The organism is Dehalococcoidales bacterium (genome assembly GCA_028717385.1).
GTDB lineage: Bacteria > Chloroflexota > Dehalococcoidia > Dehalococcoidales > CSSed11-197 > CSSed11-197.
In genome coordinates, this window is sequence record JAQUNW010000004.1 from 1 (window position 1) to 17119 (window position 17119).

General features: G+C 46.3%; 33 protein-coding genes and 2 pseudogenes. 4 read left to right on the forward strand and 31 right to left on the reverse strand.

Annotation, left to right across the window (positions count from 1 at the left end; genetic code table 11):
• Window positions 1-76 precede the first annotated feature (76 nt).
• The 4 genes and pseudogenes from PHX29_01860 to PHX29_01875 all read left to right on the forward strand — a co-directional run bounded on the left by PHX29_01860 (window position 77) and on the right by PHX29_01875 (window position 1633).
• Window positions 77-262, forward strand: a pseudogene (locus PHX29_01860) (phosphoglucomutase/phosphomannomutase family protein).
• Window positions 263-388: 126 nt separating this feature from the next.
• On the forward strand, window positions 389-556 hold the full coding sequence (locus PHX29_01865) for a hypothetical protein (protein MDD5604651.1): 168 nt from the start codon (window positions 389-391) through the stop codon (window positions 554-556).
• Window positions 557-566: 10 nt separating this feature from the next.
• Window positions 567-929 carry a hypothetical protein gene (locus PHX29_01870; protein MDD5604652.1) on the forward strand — a complete coding sequence of 121 codons (363 nt, stop codon included), beginning with the start codon at window positions 567-569 and terminating at the stop codon, window positions 927-929.
• Entirely contained in the window at window positions 926-1633 is a 708-nt protein-coding gene (locus PHX29_01875) for a hypothetical protein (protein ID MDD5604653.1), read from the forward strand. The genes PHX29_01870 and PHX29_01875 overlap by 4 nt, the downstream gene beginning before the upstream one ends.
• A 63-nt stretch (window positions 1634-1696) precedes the next feature.
• Here the strand turns inward: PHX29_01875 and rpsI are convergent, their stop codons facing one another.
• The 31 genes and pseudogenes from rpsI to rplW form a co-directional block, all read right to left on the reverse strand.
• On the reverse strand, window positions 1697-2098 hold the full coding sequence (gene rpsI / locus PHX29_01880) for a 30S ribosomal protein S9 (GenBank protein ID MDD5604654.1): 402 nt from the start codon (window positions 2096-2098) through the stop codon (window positions 1697-1699).
• Between the two features lie 14 nt (window positions 2099-2112).
• The gene (gene rplM, locus PHX29_01885; GenBank protein MDD5604655.1) at window positions 2113-2547 is read right to left on the reverse strand and encodes a 50S ribosomal protein L13; all 435 of its coding nucleotides are present in this window, start codon (window positions 2545-2547) and stop codon (window positions 2113-2115) included.
• The gene (truA, locus tag PHX29_01890) at window positions 2544-3410 is read right to left on the reverse strand and encodes a tRNA pseudouridine(38-40) synthase TruA (GenBank protein ID MDD5604656.1); all 867 of its coding nucleotides are present in this window, start codon (window positions 3408-3410) and stop codon (window positions 2544-2546) included. The genes rplM and truA overlap by 4 nt, the downstream gene beginning before the upstream one ends.
• Complete coding sequence (rplQ, locus tag PHX29_01895) at window positions 3410-3763, reverse strand: 50S ribosomal protein L17 (protein MDD5604657.1); 354 nt, start codon at window positions 3761-3763, stop codon at window positions 3410-3412. The genes truA and rplQ overlap by 1 nt, the downstream gene beginning before the upstream one ends.
• A gap of 29 nt (window positions 3764-3792) precedes the next feature.
• Window positions 3793-4839 carry a DNA-directed RNA polymerase subunit alpha gene (locus PHX29_01900; protein MDD5604658.1) on the reverse strand — a complete coding sequence of 349 codons (1047 nt, stop codon included), beginning with the start codon at window positions 4837-4839 and terminating at the stop codon, window positions 3793-3795.
• A 21-nt stretch (window positions 4840-4860) separates the two neighbouring features.
• Complete coding sequence (rpsD, locus tag PHX29_01905; GenBank protein MDD5604659.1) at window positions 4861-5484, reverse strand: 30S ribosomal protein S4; 624 nt, start codon at window positions 5482-5484, stop codon at window positions 4861-4863.
• A complete protein-coding gene (rpsK, locus tag PHX29_01910) occupies window positions 5484-5873 on the reverse strand; it encodes a 30S ribosomal protein S11 (protein MDD5604660.1) in 390 nt (129 codons plus the stop codon). The genes rpsD and rpsK overlap by 1 nt, the downstream gene beginning before the upstream one ends.
• Before the next feature lie 22 nt (window positions 5874-5895).
• Window positions 5896-6285 (reverse strand): 30S ribosomal protein S13, encoded by a 390-nt coding sequence (gene rpsM, locus PHX29_01915; protein ID MDD5604661.1) that lies wholly within the window; start codon window positions 6283-6285, stop codon window positions 5896-5898.
• Window positions 6286-6301: 16 nt separating this feature from the next.
• Window positions 6302-6415, reverse strand: a complete 114-nt coding sequence (gene rpmJ, locus PHX29_01920; GenBank protein MDD5604662.1) for a 50S ribosomal protein L36 — start codon at window positions 6413-6415, stop codon at window positions 6302-6304.
• Between the two features lie 18 nt (window positions 6416-6433).
• Window positions 6434-6652: a translation initiation factor IF-1 gene (infA, locus tag PHX29_01925; GenBank protein MDD5604663.1), complete on the reverse strand. Its 219-nt coding sequence runs from the start codon at window positions 6650-6652 to the stop codon at window positions 6434-6436.
• Between the two features lie 5 nt (window positions 6653-6657).
• Window positions 6658-7407: a type I methionyl aminopeptidase gene (gene map / locus PHX29_01930; GenBank protein MDD5604664.1), complete on the reverse strand. Its 750-nt coding sequence runs from the start codon at window positions 7405-7407 to the stop codon at window positions 6658-6660.
• A 4-nt stretch (window positions 7408-7411) separates the two neighbouring features.
• A complete protein-coding gene (locus PHX29_01935) occupies window positions 7412-8053 on the reverse strand; it encodes an adenylate kinase (GenBank protein MDD5604665.1) in 642 nt (213 codons plus the stop codon).
• 19 nt (window positions 8054-8072) lie between these two features.
• Window positions 8073-9386, reverse strand: coding sequence for a preprotein translocase subunit SecY (secY, locus tag PHX29_01940; GenBank protein ID MDD5604666.1), 1314 nt, complete (start codon window positions 9384-9386; stop codon window positions 8073-8075).
• Window positions 9370-9840: a 50S ribosomal protein L15 gene (rplO, locus tag PHX29_01945; GenBank protein MDD5604667.1), complete on the reverse strand. Its 471-nt coding sequence runs from the start codon at window positions 9838-9840 to the stop codon at window positions 9370-9372. Before rplO ends, secY begins: the two co-directional genes overlap by 17 nt.
• Entirely contained in the window at window positions 9837-10022 is a 186-nt protein-coding gene (gene rpmD, locus PHX29_01950; protein ID MDD5604668.1) for a 50S ribosomal protein L30, read from the reverse strand. The genes rplO and rpmD overlap by 4 nt, the downstream gene beginning before the upstream one ends.
• Window positions 10015-10533 carry a 30S ribosomal protein S5 gene (gene rpsE / locus PHX29_01955; protein MDD5604669.1) on the reverse strand — a complete coding sequence of 173 codons (519 nt, stop codon included), beginning with the start codon at window positions 10531-10533 and terminating at the stop codon, window positions 10015-10017. The genes rpmD and rpsE overlap by 8 nt, the downstream gene beginning before the upstream one ends.
• 26 nt (window positions 10534-10559) lie before the next feature.
• Window positions 10560-10925, reverse strand: coding sequence for a 50S ribosomal protein L18 (gene rplR, locus PHX29_01960; GenBank protein ID MDD5604670.1), 366 nt, complete (start codon window positions 10923-10925; stop codon window positions 10560-10562).
• A complete protein-coding gene (rplF, locus tag PHX29_01965; protein MDD5604671.1) occupies window positions 10925-11479 on the reverse strand; it encodes a 50S ribosomal protein L6 in 555 nt (184 codons plus the stop codon). Before rplF ends, rplR begins: the two co-directional genes overlap by 1 nt.
• An 18-nt stretch (window positions 11480-11497) precedes the next feature.
• Entirely contained in the window at window positions 11498-11896 is a 399-nt protein-coding gene (rpsH, locus tag PHX29_01970) for a 30S ribosomal protein S8 (protein MDD5604672.1), read from the reverse strand.
• Window positions 11897-11911: 15 nt separating this feature from the next.
• Entirely contained in the window at window positions 11912-12097 is a 186-nt protein-coding gene (locus PHX29_01975; protein ID MDD5604673.1) for a type Z 30S ribosomal protein S14, read from the reverse strand.
• A 9-nt stretch (window positions 12098-12106) separates the two neighbouring features.
• Window positions 12107-12649, reverse strand: a complete 543-nt coding sequence (gene rplE / locus PHX29_01980; protein ID MDD5604674.1) for a 50S ribosomal protein L5 — start codon at window positions 12647-12649, stop codon at window positions 12107-12109.
• A complete protein-coding gene (rplX, locus tag PHX29_01985; protein ID MDD5604675.1) occupies window positions 12650-12961 on the reverse strand; it encodes a 50S ribosomal protein L24 in 312 nt (103 codons plus the stop codon).
• Between the two features lie 5 nt (window positions 12962-12966).
• Window positions 12967-13335, reverse strand: coding sequence for a 50S ribosomal protein L14 (rplN, locus tag PHX29_01990; GenBank protein MDD5604676.1), 369 nt, complete (start codon window positions 13333-13335; stop codon window positions 12967-12969).
• A gap of 1 nt (window position 13336) precedes the next feature.
• Window positions 13337-13639, reverse strand: coding sequence for a 30S ribosomal protein S17 (gene rpsQ, locus PHX29_01995; protein MDD5604677.1), 303 nt, complete (start codon window positions 13637-13639; stop codon window positions 13337-13339).
• Between the two features lie 7 nt (window positions 13640-13646).
• Window positions 13647-13838 carry a 50S ribosomal protein L29 gene (rpmC, locus tag PHX29_02000; GenBank protein ID MDD5604678.1) on the reverse strand — a complete coding sequence of 64 codons (192 nt, stop codon included), beginning with the start codon at window positions 13836-13838 and terminating at the stop codon, window positions 13647-13649.
• Window positions 13828-14271, reverse strand: a complete 444-nt coding sequence (gene rplP / locus PHX29_02005) for a 50S ribosomal protein L16 (protein MDD5604679.1) — start codon at window positions 14269-14271, stop codon at window positions 13828-13830. Before rplP ends, rpmC begins: the two co-directional genes overlap by 11 nt.
• Window positions 14272-14584: 313 nt before the next feature.
• Window positions 14585-15349: pseudogene (rpsC, locus tag PHX29_02010) on the reverse strand (30S ribosomal protein S3).
• Complete coding sequence (gene rplV, locus PHX29_02015; GenBank protein MDD5604680.1) at window positions 15349-15687, reverse strand: 50S ribosomal protein L22; 339 nt, start codon at window positions 15685-15687, stop codon at window positions 15349-15351. Before rplV ends, rpsC begins: the two are co-directional and overlap by 1 nt.
• Window positions 15688-15702: 15 nt before the next feature.
• The gene (rpsS, locus tag PHX29_02020; GenBank protein MDD5604681.1) at window positions 15703-15981 is read right to left on the reverse strand and encodes a 30S ribosomal protein S19; all 279 of its coding nucleotides are present in this window, start codon (window positions 15979-15981) and stop codon (window positions 15703-15705) included.
• A 4-nt stretch (window positions 15982-15985) separates the two neighbouring features.
• The gene (rplB, locus tag PHX29_02025; GenBank protein ID MDD5604682.1) at window positions 15986-16813 is read right to left on the reverse strand and encodes a 50S ribosomal protein L2; all 828 of its coding nucleotides are present in this window, start codon (window positions 16811-16813) and stop codon (window positions 15986-15988) included.
• 21 nt (window positions 16814-16834) lie between these two features.
• Window positions 16835-17119: a 50S ribosomal protein L23 gene (gene rplW, locus PHX29_02030; GenBank protein ID MDD5604683.1), complete on the reverse strand. Its 285-nt coding sequence runs from the start codon at window positions 17117-17119 to the stop codon at window positions 16835-16837.

Sequence of the window (17119 nt, forward strand, 5' to 3'; positions counted from 1 at the left end):
TGCAATTGTTAAAACAATCACTTCTTCGCAAATGCTGAACAAGCTAGGGGAGTTGTAAGGAGTACCGGTATACGAAGTACCGGTTGGTTTCAAATACGTAGCACCAGTAATGCTAGAACACAATGCAATGATAGGAGGGGAGGAAAGCGGAGGATATGGTTATCGCGGCCATATTCCCGAGCGCGATGGGGTACTTTCTGGCCTTTTCTTTCTGGATTACATGGTGAAAACCGGTAAATCTCCCTCCCAATTAATCGAAACGCTTTACAGCAAGGTTGGGCCTCATTATTATGAACGGGAAGACCTGATATTTGCTTCCGTCAACAAGGAGGAAATTTTCAACCGGATCAAACAGGCAAATCCCTGCTCCATTGCAGGATATGAAGTTATTAAAAGGGATAATTTCGACGGAGTGCGCTTTCTTCTCAATGACCATTCCTGGCTGCTTATCCGCTTTTCAGGTACTGAACCTTTACTGCGCATATATGCCGAGTCCAACAGCCCAGATCGAGCAGCTGGACTAATTCAGGAGGGAAGGGCCTTGGCTGGCCTTTAAGGAGGTTGATTTGAGCGCTAAGCTGCCACAGAAAACAATAAAACCATGGGGTTGGGAGCTTCTATATGCTCTTACAGAAGACTATGCTGGTAAAATTATTTTTATCAAGAAAGACCACCGCCTAAGCTTGCAATACCACCGTACAAAAGAAGAAACCATGCACCTGTTTTCAGGGAGCGTCGTATTTGAAACAGGTGATTCTACTTCTGATCTTAAACAACAGATCATTCGACCAGGGCAGAGCCTGCATCTTGCTCCAGGAACTTTACATCGCATAAAAGCAAGTGAAGACAGTGTTATCCTGGAAGTGTCCACCCCGGAACTGGATGATGTTACACGATTGGTTGATGATTACGGGAGAGCAGGGAAATGACTCCCATCAATTTATACTCGATAATGAAAATTGAATCTGAAATTGCTGATCTTATTAATTCTCAGCACCCCACAGAAGTCTCATTATGTGAACAGCTTTTAAGCAGTTATCTCAATGGATTCAGCACCCTGCCGCCTATTAGTGATTCAATCGGCCTCAGGACAGTTTTATTGTTGCTTACTACTCGGGGGTTTAATTCCCTGTGGTCTTCCTTTAATCTGTTCAGAAGAGGTTATTATTCACAATCCATTATCCTGACTCGCTCTGCCCTTGAAGACTGGCTAACCGGCGAAGACAGCCGTACCAATCCCGAAACCCTGAATCTCCTGCTGGAAGGCAAGGATGAGTTCTGGAAGCGTGAATTCAAGTTCAACCAGATGGCCAAAAGACTTCCCGAACAAATAGCGGAATCATGGAAATCCATCTATGATTCCATGAGCTGCATTGCCCATCCCCGAACACCTTCGCTCACTATGCTATTCACTCCTTCCAAAGATATCCGGTTGGGTCCTTATTATGACAAATACCATTTTTTAAAATCCTACCAGGTATGGCTGGTTGCTATTTCACTTCTCCCTGAAGCCCTCTTTAGCGTAATGGAAACTGAAGCGGAAGACTGGTGGCAAACATACTCGCCATTGTATGCAACTACTTTACCAGAAATAGAAAACGTTAAGAAACAACTTGAAAACTGGAAGTCATAATCGGTAAATATATAAAAAAAGCCGCGGTTACTCCGCGGCTTTTTTGTTTTCCAGCTAAACCTTTTAACGCTTGGTGTACTGAGGAGCTTTGCGTGCCCGTTTAAGACCTGGCTTCTTGCGTTCCTTAATTCGTGGATCCCTGGTAAGTAATCCATTTTCTCTCAATTGAGCGCGAAATTTGTCATCGAATTCGGAAAGAGCCCTGGCAATACCGTGCCGTATAGCTTCACACTGCCCGGTAATTCCGCCACCATTAACTTTAACCACAACATCAAATTTGCTCATTGTTCCGGTTACTTCAAAGGGTTTCAAAATTGCCTGGCGATATTGTACCCGGTTAAAACGCTCTTCAAAAGGTGCTCCGTCCACCAGGATAGCGCCATTCCCTGTATAGAGCTTAACCTGTGCAACAGCAGTTTTCCGCCTGCCAGTACCATGTAAGTATTCTTTCTGCTTTTCTATCATATTCCTCTCCCGGTTTAAGCCTGGTCCTCACCGGCAAGCCCCACTTGTGATGCGTGGGGATGCTCTGCTCCGGCATAGACACGTAATTTGCTCATCATTTGTTTACCCAGTTTGTTTTGCGGCAACATTCCTTTAACGGCATGCTCGATAGCCTTTTCTGGCTTGGTTGCTAATACACGTTCCAAACTTTCGGCCTTAAAACCTCCCGGGTACCCCGAGTGCCGATAGTAAAACTTATCGTTCATCTTGTTGCCGGTTACTTTTATCTTTGCGGCATTGATAACTACGACATTGTCACCAACATCAAGATGCCGAGCAAATTTTACCTTGCCCTTACCCATTAGAAGACACGCGATTTCAGTTGCCAAGTCTCCAAGAATGCGCTCTTCTGCATCTAAAACATGCCACTGGCGCTCTATATCTGCCTGTTTAACCGAATATGTATTCATTCCAGACTCTCTTCCTTTAATTCCCTGGTATAGTTTACCTTGTGTAAAATCAAACCTTTCGACGGAGCAGTCGGTTGAGCCAACCCAACTGTATGTGCATTCATTATATCTTTTAAGGCCTCTGGTGTCATCTGTCCCCGGCCAATTCTAATAAGAGGTCCAACCGTGTTTCGCACCTGGTGTGGCAAAAACGCATTAGCCTCTATTTCCACCACGACCATACCGTCTTCATCAATGCGGCTGACCCCTGCTTTAATAACCCTGCGAGTGGTAGAACGAAGAGGTTCAGTCGGCGAAGCAAATGAACTGAAATCGTGCGTACCTACCAGATACCCGCATGCAGTATTCATCGCCGTTACGTCAAGTTTTCCCCTAATCTGCACAGAATATGCATCTCTCAAGGGTGCCCGACTATCACGATTGAGAATATAATACCTGTATCGACGACTAACCGCTCGGCGGCGAACATCAAAGCCCTCTCGCACCCGGTATGCCACTTTCACTGAAATGTCGCTGGGCAGATAATAATTCATACCACCAACGAAATCCCGCGTTTGCAAACAAGAACCTGTTTTAAACGAAACTACCTGTCCGTAAGCATGCACCCCGCTGTCGGTACGACTCGATCCATATACCCGGCTGAAACAGCCGGTGAGTTTTTCTAATCCCTTTTCAAGTTCACCCTGTATAGTCGGGTGGTTTCTTTGCAGCTGGAAACCAGCATAACGGGATCCATCGTATTCAACAACCAGCACTATCTGGCTTACTGTTGCCACGTCAGCCCGGGATGTTTCAGGAGAACCGGGCAGGCTATTATTGCCCGCAATATTATCCTCCGGGCTTTGTAAAAGAGCAGAACCCATTATTCAACCAGTTCTAACCTTGCCATTGGCGCCCCGTCACCGATTCTCGCTCCCAGCTTGGTGATACGGGTATAACCGCCAGGTCTTTCAGAGTAGCGTTTGGCCAGTTCATCAAAAAGTTTGTCAACAACCTTATCATCGTAAAGATAAGCCAAAGCTTTTCTTCTGGAAGCCAAGCCCCCATCCTTGCTCAGAGTGATAATACGCTCAGCTATCGGGCGTGTTTCTTTTGCCTTAGCTAAAGTGGTATCAATCTTGCCATAATCGAGCAGATCAGTGACCAGCTTTCTAAAGAGAGCGCGGCGCTGCCCCGAATTCCTGCCCAGTTTTCTTCCATCTAATTTATGTCTCATGAATCAATCACCTTACCAAGTAATAACTATTATGATAATTCGTCGGGCTCTTCATCCAGAGCCTCATCTGCTTCATCAACTTTGGAATTTTCCTCCGTTGCTCTGGTACCTGCTTCAGTATTTCCAGGTTTGATTCTCAAGCCGCTGCCGCCGCCTAAAACCATACCCATTTCCTTGAGCTTATCCTCAACTTCTTTGCGAGATTTGGAACCAAAATTCCTGAGAGAGGCAACTTCTTCCTCGTTCATGGTGACCAGTTCTCCCACAGTATTGATATCGCCACGCTTAAGACAATTCAGCGCTCGAACTGAGAAATTGAGCTGCTCGATTGGCATGTTATAAATGTCTTCAGGAATAGTTGCCCTGAATACTTTCTTCTTTTGCTCAGCGTTAGAGACTGCACCATATTCAACGAAAGCTTCGAGCTGCTCTTTAAGAATATCGGCAGCCATGCTGACGGCTGTAGCGGGAGTAATAGTACCATCAGTCCATACCTCAAGGCGTAACCGTTCCTGGCTGGTTTCTCGCCCGATATGCATTGGTTCAGTGGTAAAGTTCGCTTTCCGCACCGGGCTAAAAATAGCGTCGACAGGTATGGTGCCAACCGGCATATCGTCTTTAGTGGTGCCCGCTTGATATCCAATGCCCATCTCCACCGTAAGTTCGACATAGAGTTTGCCATCAGGTGAATCGATAGTTGCCAGGTACAAATCAGGATTAACAACCTCGAAATCCATGTTGGGCTCGATATCCGAAGCATACACTTTACCTTCACCCTGCTTAGACAAAACGAGTTTCCCGGGCTGACCGGAAAGAGGCCTCAAGCGTAACTCTTTTACATTCATGAGAAAGGCAAGTACATCTTCCTTGATAAAAGGAATAGGAGAAAACTCATGATGAATACCATCAATCCATACTTGCGTTACAGCCGCTCCCGGCAAATAGCGCAGCATAATACGCCGCAGAGAATTGCCCATAGTAACGCCAAAACCTGTTTCCAGCGGCTCGGCAACAAAGTGGCCGTAATTGACCTCTTCTTCAATACATTCTATTTTAGGAACAACCAAGCTATACAACCACAAACCTCCTTAAACCGGCTATCGGGAGTAGTATTCAACCACAGCCGCTGTATCAAACCGAATTCCGACATCTTCTGGAGTCGGGGGCGTTACCACCTGCCCCTCCATCTTAGTTTTATCAACACTAAGCCATTGGGGCGTAGTTTTGCTTCCTATATTCTCAACCAGCTGTTTATAATATTCTGTTTTACGACTTCCTTCACGCCAGCCAATCACGTCCCCTTCCTGTACCATGCATGAAGGTATATTGGTCTTTCTACCATTAAGCGTTATATGACCGTGACGAACAATCTGCCTCGCCTGAGACAGTGAATCAGCAAAACCCAGACGAAAGACTGCATTATCAAGACGCCTTTCAAGTAATGTAATCAGGTTATCACCAGTCACGCCGGGTTGTCGGTTAGCTTCGGCAAAGAAGCGTCGAAGCTGTCTTTCCATTAAACCATAGCTAAAACGTACCTTTTGTTTTTCCCGCAACTGCACCCCGTGATCGGAAATACGCCGTCGACGGGCTGTCTGTGGACCGGGAGCCTTAGGTTTTTTATCAAATACGCATCGCGTGAGGCACTTATCGCCTTTCAGCATCAGTTTTTCGCCGCTACGCCGGCATAAACGACAGCGAGCTTCAGTATACCTGGCCATTAGACTCTCCTCCTTTTACGAGCACGGCAACCGTTATGAGGGATTGGAGTTATATCCCTTATACTGGCAACATTAAGACCTGTGCTCTGCAGAGAACGTATTGCCGCTTCGCGCCCACTCCCCGGTCCTTTAACATAAACATGTATTTCCTTCAAGCCATGCTCAATGCCTTTTTTGGCGGCATTGGCAGCTGCTAGCTGGGCTGCATAAGGAGTACTTTTACGCGATCCTTTAAAACCAGCCATGCCAGCTGAGGCTGAAGCGATTACATTACCCTGAGGGTCGGTAAGAGTAATAATTGTATTATTGAAAGTTGCCTGAATATAAGCCCGACCCAAGGGTATATTCTTACGCTCTTTCTTCCTGATGCGAGTACGTTTTTTGACCATTTTCTCTCCTAGTTAACCTTTACTACTTCTTGGCCATGCCACGGCGCTGCCCTCTACCGGCAACTGTCTTGCGTTCACCGCGCCTGGTACGAGCATTTGTACGAGTTCTCTGACCTCGGGCAGGCAGGTTGCGCCGGTGGCGCATTCCCCGATAACTGCCAATATCCATTAACCTTTTGATATTTAGGGTGTTCTCCTTGCGTAAATCACCCTCAACCTTCATACCTTTAGCTATCACTTCCCTTAGGCGGTTGATTTCGTCCTCGGTAAGACTGCTAACTTCCTTGGCGCGCTCGATACCGACTTCATCCAGGATTTTCAAGCTTGTAGTGCGCCCAATACCATAGATATATTGCAGTGCTACCCAGACCTGCTTCGTTTTAGGGATATCAACTCCGGCAATACGTGCCATTAAAGCCTCCTCTTAACTAACCCTGACGTTGTTTGTGCTTGGGATTGGTGCATATCACCCTGACCACCCCATGGCGTCTTATTATTTTGCATTTATCGCATACCTTTTTTACAGATGCCTTTACCTTCATTACGCTCTTTCCATCATTTTATTTTAAACGATAGGTAATTCTACCACGAGTAAGGTCATATGGGGAAAGTTCCACCAGGACCTTATCACCGGGCAGTATCCGGATATAATGCACCCGGAGCTTACCTGATATATGAGCCAGTACCACATGCCCATTTGCCAATTCAACCCGAAAGGTTGCATTGGCCAGGGCTTCCTGTACCGTACCTTCAACTTCAATCGCCTCTTTTTTTGCCATATCTTTTAAACCGCTGTAAGTATCTCAGCTCCTCCATCATTTATAGCAATAGTATGCTCAAAATGAGCGGCCATACTGCCATCAGCAGTATAAACTACCCAGCGGTCATTACCAACCCTGGTAAGCCAAGTGCCAGTTGTGACCATAGGCTCAATAGCAAGTGTCATACCTTTTTTCAACTGCAATCCTGTTCCAATTTTACCGAAATTCGGAATTTGCGGATCTTCGTGCATATTCCTTCCTATCCCATGGCCAGTATATTCACGTATCACCGCGTAACCACGACTCTCAACGTATTCCTGAATGGCAGCCGAAATATCTCCTATCCGCTTGCCTGCATGGGCAACATCGATACCAGCTTGTAAAGCGTTTCGAGTCACATCAATAAGATCGATCGCGCCGGGATCAATTTTCCCAGCCCCAACGGTAATGGCCGTATCCCCCTGAAATCCTTCAATCTCGAGTCCGAAGTCCAGGGAAACGATGTCACCTTCTCGGATTACTCTTTCGCCAGGTATACCATGTACTATTTCATTGTTAATAGAAACACACAATGAAGCCGGAAAACCCTGGTAACCTTTGAAGGTGGGTTTTCCTCCCATTATCTTTGCTTCTTCGTTTGCTATATCATCAAGTTCACGGGTTTTTATCCCCGGCTTAACACTTTTAGCCAGCTTCTCCAGCACTATAGCAGTAGCTTTACCGGCACGGCGCATGAGTTCCAGTTCGCGCTTTGACTTTATAATAACTGCCAACTGATCACTCCAGCGCTCGTATTATGCGCTTTGTAATTGTTTTAATCCCGCCCTGGCCTTCAATTTCAACCAGCTTATTCTGATTACGGTAGTAATCAATCAGCGGAGCTGTCTCTTTAAAATAGACCTCCAGCCTCCGATTTACAGTTTCCGGTTTATCATCGGTGCGCTGGTAAAGTTCACCGCTACAAGCTGGGCATCCTTCCTTATAAGGATTTTCGGTGTCACAGGATGAGTATGGCGACTGACATTCACGGCAAAGCCATCTGCTGGACAAGCGTTTAACGAGTTCGGGTTGTGCTACTTGAATATCTACTACTCGATCAATAGCCTTATTTTGTTTTTCAAGTGCTTCATCCAGTGCTAATGCCTGGTTATAGTTACGGGGAAAACCATCGAGAATTACCCCTTTTCCTTCGCCAATGTTAATCAAACGTTCCAGTATCACACGGATGGTTATTTCATCCGGTACGAGCTCCCCGCGTTCCATATAGCTCTGGACTTCGGCCCCCAGCTCACTTTGCTGCTTCACAGCCTGCCGAAACAAATCACCAGGAGCAAGATGCTCGAGTTCAAGTTCGCTGGCTACACGTTCGGCTTGGGTTCCTTTGCCTGCCCCTGGGGGGCCCATAAAAATAATATACATCACTAAACCGAATAGAACCCTATTTAATAAAGCCTTCATAACGGCGCATTGCCAGCTGGGCTTCAAGTTGTTTCATAGTATCCAAAACAACACCCACAACAATGAGCATGCCGAAACTCGAAAGCTGAAGAGTCTGCACATTAGTAACGGTTTGCGCAATCACCGGAATTATAGCTATGAAAGCCAGGAACAATGCTCCCGCCCAGGTGATGCGGTTAATTACGCCATTCAAATATTTTTCCGTCTGTTTACCTGGCCTCACACCAGGTATGAAGCCGCCCTGCCTCTGTAGAGTGCCTGGAAGATCTTGCTGCTGAAAGATAACCATGGTATAGAAGAAAGCAAAGAATACCACCAGCAGAAAGTTGAGCCCCCAATAAATTAAACCAAGCGGCATTTCAGCATTGGAACTGAAAATATTAACAATATGATTGGCAAAATTGGCCTCTTCCCCGGTCGGATTGGCAAAATAGCTTGCCACAATACTGGGAAACATTACAAACGCCATGGCAAATATCAGTGGAATCATCCCGGCCGTATTGACCCGCAAAGGTATATAGGTAGAACCTGACTGGCGGTACATTCTGCCGCCCTTGATTACACTTTTTGCATATTGAACTGGTATACGTCTATGAGCTTCGGTAAAAAGTACAATTAGCGCCGTTGTAGCAATAACAATAACAATGAATGCAACCAGGCCTAAAACCTGCCCTTGCTCACCAGCCAGTATACCTTCGCCAACCATACTCGGAATGCCAGATATAATACCGGCGAATATTATAATTGATATGCCATTACCGATGCCATATTGGGTAATTTGTTCCCCTAACCAAACCAAAAACAGAGTACCAGCAATCATGGCGACAATAATAGCGGCTGTTGTGATTCCATCGGTTGATGCCACAGCACCATTAGCCTGCAGTAATGCCAGCTGTCCATAACTAGCAAATGCCGCCAGCGGAACCGTTAGCAAATGAGTATATAAATTTATTTTATTGCGCCCGGCTTCACCCTCCTGGGACAGTGCCTGCAGTTTAGGGATAACTGGCGTCATTAGCTGCATCACGATGGTAGATGTAATATAGGGATACACTCCCATAGCGGCTACGCTGAAATTTCTCATAGCTCCACCGCTGAAGAGGTCAAACATACCTAAAAGAGCGTTCGAGTGGAAGAATTCGGCAAGGATTGCCGCATTCACTCCGGGAACAGGAATATGTGCTATCAGGCGGAAAACAATAATCGCTCCGAATACGACCAGCAACCTGCGCCGTAAATCAGGCAGGCTGAAAGCATCGATCATAGCCTGGAGTAATCTAGGCCTGGATTGCACCTGAGCCAAAAGGGACCTCCTCAATCCGGCCGCCAGCAGCTTCAATTTTAGCTCTTGCGGCATCGGAAAACTTATTAGCGCTTACAACAAGCGGTCTATCCAAATCACCATTGGCTAGTACCTTGACCGGTTTTGCCAACGTTTTTATAAGACCTGCTTTTAACAATTTTTCAATACTAACTTCAGTATCGGGTTCGAATATAATCAATTCTTCGATATTTACCAGACTAAACTGCGTTTTAAAAATATTGGTAAATCCACGCTTGCGCGGTAACCGTTTAATGATTGGCAGCTGACCACCTTCAAAACCCGGTCTTATGTTATATCCCGCGCGTGCTTTTTGACCTTTTAAACCACGGCATGAATAAGTGCCATGGCCACTTGCATTTCCGCGCCCGACCCTTTTTCTATCTTTCTTTGAACCGGGAGCCGGTGCTAGTTCATTCAAATTCACTGGCTCGCCTCCTCTATTGTTACTAAATGTCTTACTTTCACTATCATCCCACGTAAAGACTGGGAGTCTTCTTTCACCACACTCTGGTTGATCTTGTTCAAACCAAGAGATTTTAACGTTAAACGCTGGTCTTCGGGATAACCGATAGGACTATGCGTGCATGTTATGCGTAATTTAGCCATTAACAGCCGCCTCCGGTTCTAATTCAATCCCTTTCCGGCGGGCTATTTCAGCTTTCGGATCACGTAGCTGACCAAGAGCGTAAATAGTTGCTTTAGCTACGTTGATAGGGTTGGAGCTACCAAGCGACTTACTGAGAACATCTTTAACACCAGCGGCCTCAACCACCGCCCTGACAGCACCCCCGGCTATGATTCCCGTACCAGGTGTAGCGGGCTTTAAAAACACAACACTTGCTCCAAGTTTTACTGTAGCCTCACTCGGAATTGTGTTGCCCTTTAATGGCACTTTCACAATATTTTTACGAGCGTAAGCGCCAGCCTTGGCAATAGCCGAAGGCACTTCGTTGGATTTTGCAAGCCCAATTCCTACATGGCCGGCGCCATCACCAACCACTACCAGTGCATTGAAACGCATGCGCTTCCCACCCTTGACCACCTTGGAAACCCGGTTAAGGGCAATAAGCTTTTCATTAAGCACCAGCTCATCGGGATTGATTTTGGCTGTTCGCACTTCTTTTTTACTCACTCCGCACTCCCTTAGAACTTAAGTCCTGCTTTACGGGCGGCTTCCGCTAAAGATTTGACCCGGCCGTGATACTTGTAACCACCACGGTCGAAAACGACCTGCGTGATTCCTTTCTCACGAGCTTTTTGGGCAATCAGTTCGCCAACCATTTCAGCATGAGAACTCTTATTTTTATTTTCCAGATTGTCTTTTATTGTTATATCCAATGTTGAAGCAGCCGCCAAGGTATGTCCACAAGAATCGTCGATTACCTGCACATATATATGGTTCAGGCTGCGAAATACTGCCAGTCTTGGCCTTTCACTATCGCCCCTGACTTTGCTGCGCACACGTGCATGCCTTATCAATCTGGCAGCGCGAGAATTAACCTTGGCCATTATTTTTTACCCCCTACTGCCTTACCAGCCTTGCCAGGTTTAATGCGGATCTTTTCACCAGCGTAACGCACACCTTTCCCTTTATAAGCGTCTGGCAGACGAGACTTCTTGATTTCTGCAGCAATCTTGCCAACCTTTTCCTTATCAATACCGATAACTTTTATTTTATTCGGATTTTCCAGTTCAAACATAATCCCGGGCTCAGGATCAAAATCACATGTGTGCGAAAATCCCAGTTTTAAAACCAGCTTCTCGCCCACCTTCTCAGCCCGGTATCCTACGCCAACAATCTCAAGGCTCTTTTCAAATCCCTTGGAAACACCTTCTACCATGTTAGCAATCAACGCACGGGTTAAACCATGCTGGGCACGGTGTTCACGCGCATCGCTAGGTCGGTTTATTCTAAGTATCCCGTCCTCAAGCTTGATTTCCATCGCAGGGTTAATCTTGCGGGACAGCTCTCCCTTAGGACCCTTGACCTTAATATCGTGTTCTTTAATTTCTACCGACACCCCCTGGGGCACGGTTATTGGCATTCTTCCAATTCTAGACATTCTTAGACCTCAATATTTCTACCAGATAAACCCTAGTATTTCGCCGCCAACCCCCTTGCGATAAGCCTCACCACCAGTCATCACTCCCTTTGAAGTGGAAATGACTGCGATTCCGGCGCCGCCGTAAACCCGGGGGATTTGAGTCGACGGAACATAAACTCTAAGCCCTGGTTTGCTAACCCTTTTTAAGCCATTAATAAATGGGCGTCTTACATCATCATATTTCAGGTTTATTTTAACCTGTTTTTTAGTTTTCTCGCCTTCAACCTCATAGTCAGCTATAAACCCTTCTTCTTTAAGAATTTTGGCAATGGCTATTTTCGTTTTGGAAGCCGGTATTGCCACGGTTTCATGCTGTACCATAACCGCATTACGTATGCGGGTCAACATATCACTTATTGGATCAGATACTGTCATGCTTTTTTCTCCCTGCTACCAGCTTGCTTTCTTTACACCAGGAATCAATCCCCTGGATGCCATTTCCCTAAAACATATTCTACAAAGGCCAAAATCCCTTATATAAGCCCTGGGTCGACCGCATTTCATGCAGCGGGAATACCCGCGGGATTTAAATTTAGGAAGCCTGTTAGCCTTAATTACCATTGATTTCTTAGCCATAATAACTCCTTAATTCCTGGTGAAGGGCATACCCAAGAGTTCCAGAAGCCGCCTGGCTTCCCGGTCTGTGCGAGCTGTAGTAACAACTGTTACCTCAAGCCCTCTCAACTTATCAACTTTATCGAATTCTATCTCGGGGAACATTATTTGCTCTTTAAAACCAAGAGTGTAATTACCCTGGCCGTCAAACGCGTCGGCACTTACTCCCTGGAAATCACGGATCCTGGGTAATACCACGTTTATTACTTTATCCAGAAACTCGTGCATCCTGCGCCCACGCAACGTAACCTTTAAACCAACCGGCATACCTTCTCTAAGCTTGAACGCCGATATCGACCGCTTGGATCGAGTAGTAACAGGGTGTTGCCCGCTTATCGCAGTGAGATCACTTTCAGCCGCTTCAATAGCCTTGGCGTTTTGAATGGCTTCTCCGACTCCGATATTAAGCACGATTTTTACCAACCGCGGGACTTGCATTACATTACTGTAGCCAAACTCTTTCATCAAGCCCGGCGCAACTTCATTTTGGTATTTTTCCTTGAGAGCCAACATCTAATCTACAACCTCTTTGCACGATTTACAGTAGCGCACCTTTTTGCCGTCATCCAACTTGCGATATCCCAGACGCACTGGTTTATGGCACTTATCACACAGATACATCACATTGGATATATCCATGGGTGACTCTCGCTCGATAATGCCTGCCTGACGGGCTTGTTTTGTCGGACGCGCATGTTTCTTGACCATATTAATCCCATCAACCATCAACTGTCCGTCACGTGTTATAACTTGGCGAACCTTGCCTTTTTTTCCTTTGTCCTTACCGGCGGTAACCAACACTGTATCGTTCTTTTTTATTTTCATAATTACTAAATCACCTCTGGCGCCAGGGAAAGAATCTTGGTGTAGTCTTTATCTCGCAATTCACGAGCTACCGGGCCAAATATACGAGTTCCCTTAGGGTTATTTTTATCGGTAAGTATCACAGCTGCATTTTCGTCGAACCTGATATACGAACCGTCATAACGCTTGTATGGTTTGGAAACACGCACGACTACTGCTCTGACAACCTCTCCCTTTTTAACAGATGATTCCGGAATAGCCTTCTTTACGGAGGCAACTATAACATCACCTACGCGTGCACATCTTTTTCCGGAACCACCAGGAACATTGATGCACATTATCTGACGGGCTCCGGTATTGTCTGCTACTTTTAAACGAGTCTGTGGCTGTATCATATTATTCTGCCTTTTCGACCTCGGGTACGAGTTCTTCTTCTTTTAATTCGGCCACTTCCTTACGGGTAATAATTTCCAGCAAACGCCACCGCTTTTCTTTGGAAAGAGGCCTTGTTTCGATAATTTTTACTTTATCGCCAGCCTGGCACTGATTATTCTCATCATGTACTTTATATTTAATAACTCTTCGAAAAGTCTTCCGATAAAGAGGATGTCTTTTAACAACTTCAACACCCACAATAGCCGTTTTATCCATTTTTCGGCTGACAACAAAACCTATCCTGGTCTTTCTTCTGGCTTCCATATTTTTGTTATACTCCCAGCTCTCGTTCCCTCTTGATTGTCCTCAGCCGGGCTATCTCCTTTTTAATCTTGCTAATATCCTTGGGGCTTTTTAACTGTCGTGTAGCTGCCTTGAAGCGCATGTCGAGCAATTCTTTCTGTGCTTCTTCCAGCCGTTTTAAAAGCTCGCCATCGGTCATTTCTCGTATATTAGTTTTCATCGGCCGCCTCCTCCTCGACAGTTTCCTGCGCGCGTGCAATAAACTGGGTGCCGAGCGGAAGCTTATGTCCGGCGAGGCGCATTGCCTCCTTGGCATGATCAAAAGTGACTCCGCTGATTTCAAATAGGATGCGCCCTCGCTTTACTACCGAAACCCAATGATCCATAGGACCTTTACCGGAACCCATACGAGTTTCAGCCGGTTTCTTGGTAACTGGCTTATCCGGGAAAACGCGAATCCATATCTTGCCACCACGCTTAACATAATGGACTATCGCCCGCCTGGCGGATTCTATCTGTCTGGCAGTAACCCACGCCGAACTTGTAGCCTGAAGCGCGTATTCGCCATGTTCAATGATAGCCCCGCGGTGGGCCATGCCCCTGCGATGGCCTTTATGTGATTTTCGATATTTAACTCTCTTCGGTTGAAGCATCGTGCTCTTCCTCTACTGTCTTAGCCTTTTTCTTTTTTGCAGAAACCGATTTGCCCTTTTCTTCACCGGCTAAAGGCTCATCTTCTCCATCAGCCGCTTTTTTTGCTTTGGTTGCCGATTTGGCAGCTGTAACTATTTTGGAAGATTTGCTTTTTAATGTTTCCTCTTCACCAGCCGCCTGTTCTTCCACTACTTGAGCTTTAACTCTGCGTTTTGGCTTGGCCACTTCTGTAGCTTCAGCAGTGACACTGTCAGCCGCGGAATCCTCATCAGCAACACCTGTACCGGTTTTAGCTTTAACCTTACGGCTTGCAGTGGCCTTTTTTTCTTTTTCAACAGCAGTCGAGATTTCGTCAGTTGCTATTTCAGCACTTTCGTTACCTTCGACAGCTTCTGTTGCGGTTACCTCAACCACTGCTGGTACGGCTGCCTCAACGGCTTCTTCTTCCTGCTCAGGGAGAATATCGCCCCGATATAGCCATACCTTAATACCAATTCGCCCCATTAGGGTATGAGCTTCAGTAAAACCATAGTCCACATCGGCTCGAATAGTATGCAACGGCACCCTTCCTTGGTGCATTACCTGACTTCGTGCTATCTCAACACCGCCCAGCCTTCCAGCGCAATTGATCTTGATTCCTTGTGCGCCAGCTTGCATGCTCCGGAATAAAGCCTGCTTCATCGCCCGTCGGTAAGCAACCCTGCGTTCAATCTGTTCTGCTAGCGACCTGGCAACCAGGAAAGCATCGAGTTCTGGCTGGCGAATCTCCTGCACATTCAGCTGGAGCTTCTTTCCGATAAGCTCTTCCAAATTTCGACGGGTTTCATCCACACGTTGTCCGCCCCGGCCAATTACAATACCCGGTCTTGCAGTGTGAATAGTCACAATAATTTTATTGGCCGGCCTTTCGATTTCAATAAGTGATACTCCGGCATCTCCGTATTTTTTGGTTATCGCCTTACGTATCTCCATATCTTCCTGAAGATATTCTACGTAACGCTTATCGGTATGCCATTTGGATTGCCAGTCACGGACAACCCCAAGCCTGAACCCAATTGGGTGAACTTTGCGTCCCATTAAGCCTCCTGCTCACTCACAACAACTGTAATGTGGCTGGAGCGTTTCAAAATAGCACCAGCCCTGCCGCGTGATTTTGCTTTATACCGTTTATTCATCCTCGCCTCATCGGCGTAAATGGCTACAACTCTTAAATCTGCCGGTTCCATCTGGTAATTATGCTCGGCGTTGGCCATTGCCGACCGGATTACCTGCGCGACCACTCTAGCATGCGGAGTTGGCGCAAAAGCAAGTATATCCACTGCCTGAGCTGCACGCATACCCCTGACGTTGTTAATCAGCGGTCTGATTTTTCGAACAGAAATCCCGGTGTCTTTTACAACAGCTTTTACTCTCATCGTACTCTAACCTAACTACTTCTTACCTTTTTCTGATTTGGACACATGACCCCGGAAAGTTCTGGTGGGCGCGAATTCTCCCAGCCTGTGCCCAACCATATTTTCGGTGATAAAAATCGGCACATGTCTGCGTCCGTCATGCACTCCAACAGTAAGACCTACCATCTCTGGCACTATCGTTGACCACCTCGCCCAGGTTTTTATTACAACTCTCTCCTTGGAGCGACTGATGGCTTCAACCTTTTTCATTAATTTTCCGTCAACTGCCGGACCCTTCTTTATTGACCTTGACATTAGACTATTTACCTCTCCGTTTGACTATAAGCCTGTCCGAAGACTTGTTTTTTCGAGTCTTGTAACCCAATGCCGGTTTACCCCACGGGGTCTTCGGCCCGGGCATACCAATAGGAGATCTTCCTTCACCACCACCATGCGGATGGTCCCTCGGGGTCATTGCTGAACCTCTGACTGACGGGCGTATACCCATCCAGCGTTTTCGTCCAGCCTTCCCTAATTTAATATTCTGGTGTTCAATATTACCCACCTGACCAATAGTAGCCATACAATTGGTCCTGACTTTGCGCATTTCTCCTGACGGCAATCGCAAGAAAACGTAGTCTTCTTCCTTGCCCATTATCTGAGCAGAAGCTCCCGCACTTCTTACCATCTGACCACCACGCCCCGGGTTTAACTCTACATTATGTACTTGGGTACCATTTGGCATATCACCCAGCCGCATACTGTTACCAGTTTTATAATCGGCATCAGGGCCTGATTTAATTACTTCACCGACACTTAACCCATTAGGAGCCAGAATGTATCTTTTATCCCCGTCAGCATAAAATATAAGAGCAAGCCGTGCCGAGCGATTTGGATCATATTCAATGGCAGCCACCCGACCCGGTACACCAAATTTATCGCGCTTGAAATCGATAACGCGAACCATTTTTTTAGAACCGCCCCCACGATGGCGAACAGTAAGCTTACCCTGATTGTTACGCCCAGCCTGCCTTTTATTTACCTTAAGTAATGCTTTTTCAGGCTTATCTTTTGTAATATCATCATATTTTACGCCGATAAATCCTCTTCTTCCTGGAGAGGTCGGCTTGTATATTTTAAGTGTCATGTCTCTTCAAGCTCTCCTTAATTAAACACCTTCGAACAGCTGGATGCTATGCCCTTCCTTCAGGGATACCACAGCTTTTTTCCATGCCGATTCTTGGAATATGTTTCGTCCCATCCGCCGCTGTTTACCCGGCACATGCATAACATTCACACTGTCTACTTCGACATCGAACGCCATCTCGACCGCTCTTTTAATTTCCCACTTACTAGCCTTATCTGCTACTACAAAGCAATATTTGCCGTCCTGCTGCAGATAGGTGCCTTTTTCAGTGATTAATGGTTTTTTTAATACTTGATGGAGGTTCAT

Coding starts and splice junctions, on each gene's coding strand:
- PHX29_01875 (MDD5604653.1), top strand. CDS start 926: ATGACTCCCATCAATTTATACTCGATAATGAAAATTGAATCTGAAATT.
- rpsI (MDD5604654.1), bottom strand. CDS start 2,098: ATGATAGAAAAGCAGAAAGAATACTTACATGGTACTGGCAGGCGGAAA.
- rplM (MDD5604655.1), bottom strand. CDS start 2,547: ATGAATACATATTCGGTTAAACAGGCAGATATAGAGCGCCAGTGGCAT.
- truA (MDD5604656.1), bottom strand. CDS start 3,410: ATGGGTTCTGCTCTTTTACAAAGCCCGGAGGATAATATTGCGGGCAAT.
- rplQ (MDD5604657.1), bottom strand. CDS start 3,763: ATGAGACATAAATTAGATGGAAGAAAACTGGGCAGGAATTCGGGGCAG.
- rpsD (MDD5604659.1), bottom strand. CDS start 5,484: ATGGCCAGGTATACTGAAGCTCGCTGTCGTTTATGCCGGCGTAGCGGC.
- rpsK (MDD5604660.1), bottom strand. CDS start 5,873: ATGGTCAAAAAACGTACTCGCATCAGGAAGAAAGAGCGTAAGAATATA.
- rpsM (MDD5604661.1), bottom strand. CDS start 6,285: ATGGCACGTATTGCCGGAGTTGATATCCCTAAAACGAAGCAGGTCTGG.
- rpmJ (MDD5604662.1), bottom strand. CDS start 6,415: ATGAAGGTAAAGGCATCTGTAAAAAAGGTATGCGATAAATGCAAAATA.
- infA (MDD5604663.1), bottom strand. CDS start 6,652: ATGGCAAAAAAAGAGGCGATTGAAGTTGAAGGTACGGTACAGGAAGCC.
- PHX29_01935 (MDD5604665.1), bottom strand. CDS start 8,053: ATGTATATTATTTTTATGGGCCCCCCAGGGGCAGGCAAAGGAACCCAA.
- rpmD (MDD5604668.1), bottom strand. CDS start 10,022: ATGGCTAAATTACGCATAACATGCACGCATAGTCCTATCGGTTATCCC.
- rplR (MDD5604670.1), bottom strand. CDS start 10,925: ATGGCCAAGGTTAATTCTCGCGCTGCCAGATTGATAAGGCATGCACGT.
- rplF (MDD5604671.1), bottom strand. CDS start 11,479: ATGTCTAGAATTGGAAGAATGCCAATAACCGTGCCCCAGGGGGTGTCG.
- rpsH (MDD5604672.1), bottom strand. CDS start 11,896: ATGACAGTATCTGATCCAATAAGTGATATGTTGACCCGCATACGTAAT.
- PHX29_01975 (MDD5604673.1), bottom strand. CDS start 12,097: ATGGCTAAGAAATCAATGGTAATTAAGGCTAACAGGCTTCCTAAATTT.
- rplE (MDD5604674.1), bottom strand. CDS start 12,649: ATGTTGGCTCTCAAGGAAAAATACCAAAATGAAGTTGCGCCGGGCTTG.
- rplX (MDD5604675.1), bottom strand. CDS start 12,961: ATGAAAATAAAAAAGAACGATACAGTGTTGGTTACCGCCGGTAAGGAC.
- rplN (MDD5604676.1), bottom strand. CDS start 13,335: ATGATACAGCCACAGACTCGTTTAAAAGTAGCAGACAATACCGGAGCC.
- rpsQ (MDD5604677.1), bottom strand. CDS start 13,639: ATGGAAGCCAGAAGAAAGACCAGGATAGGTTTTGTTGTCAGCCGAAAA.
- rpmC (MDD5604678.1), bottom strand. CDS start 13,838: ATGAAAACTAATATACGAGAAATGACCGATGGCGAGCTTTTAAAACGG.
- rplP (MDD5604679.1), bottom strand. CDS start 14,271: ATGCTTCAACCGAAGAGAGTTAAATATCGAAAATCACATAAAGGCCAT.
- rplV (MDD5604680.1), bottom strand. CDS start 15,687: ATGAGAGTAAAAGCTGTTGTAAAAGACACCGGGATTTCTGTTCGAAAA.
- rpsS (MDD5604681.1), bottom strand. CDS start 15,981: ATGTCAAGGTCAATAAAGAAGGGTCCGGCAGTTGACGGAAAATTAATG.
- rplB (MDD5604682.1), bottom strand. CDS start 16,813: ATGACACTTAAAATATACAAGCCGACCTCTCCAGGAAGAAGAGGATTT.
- rplW (MDD5604683.1), bottom strand. CDS start 17,119: ATGAACCTCCATCAAGTATTAAAAAAACCATTAATCACTGAAAAAGGC.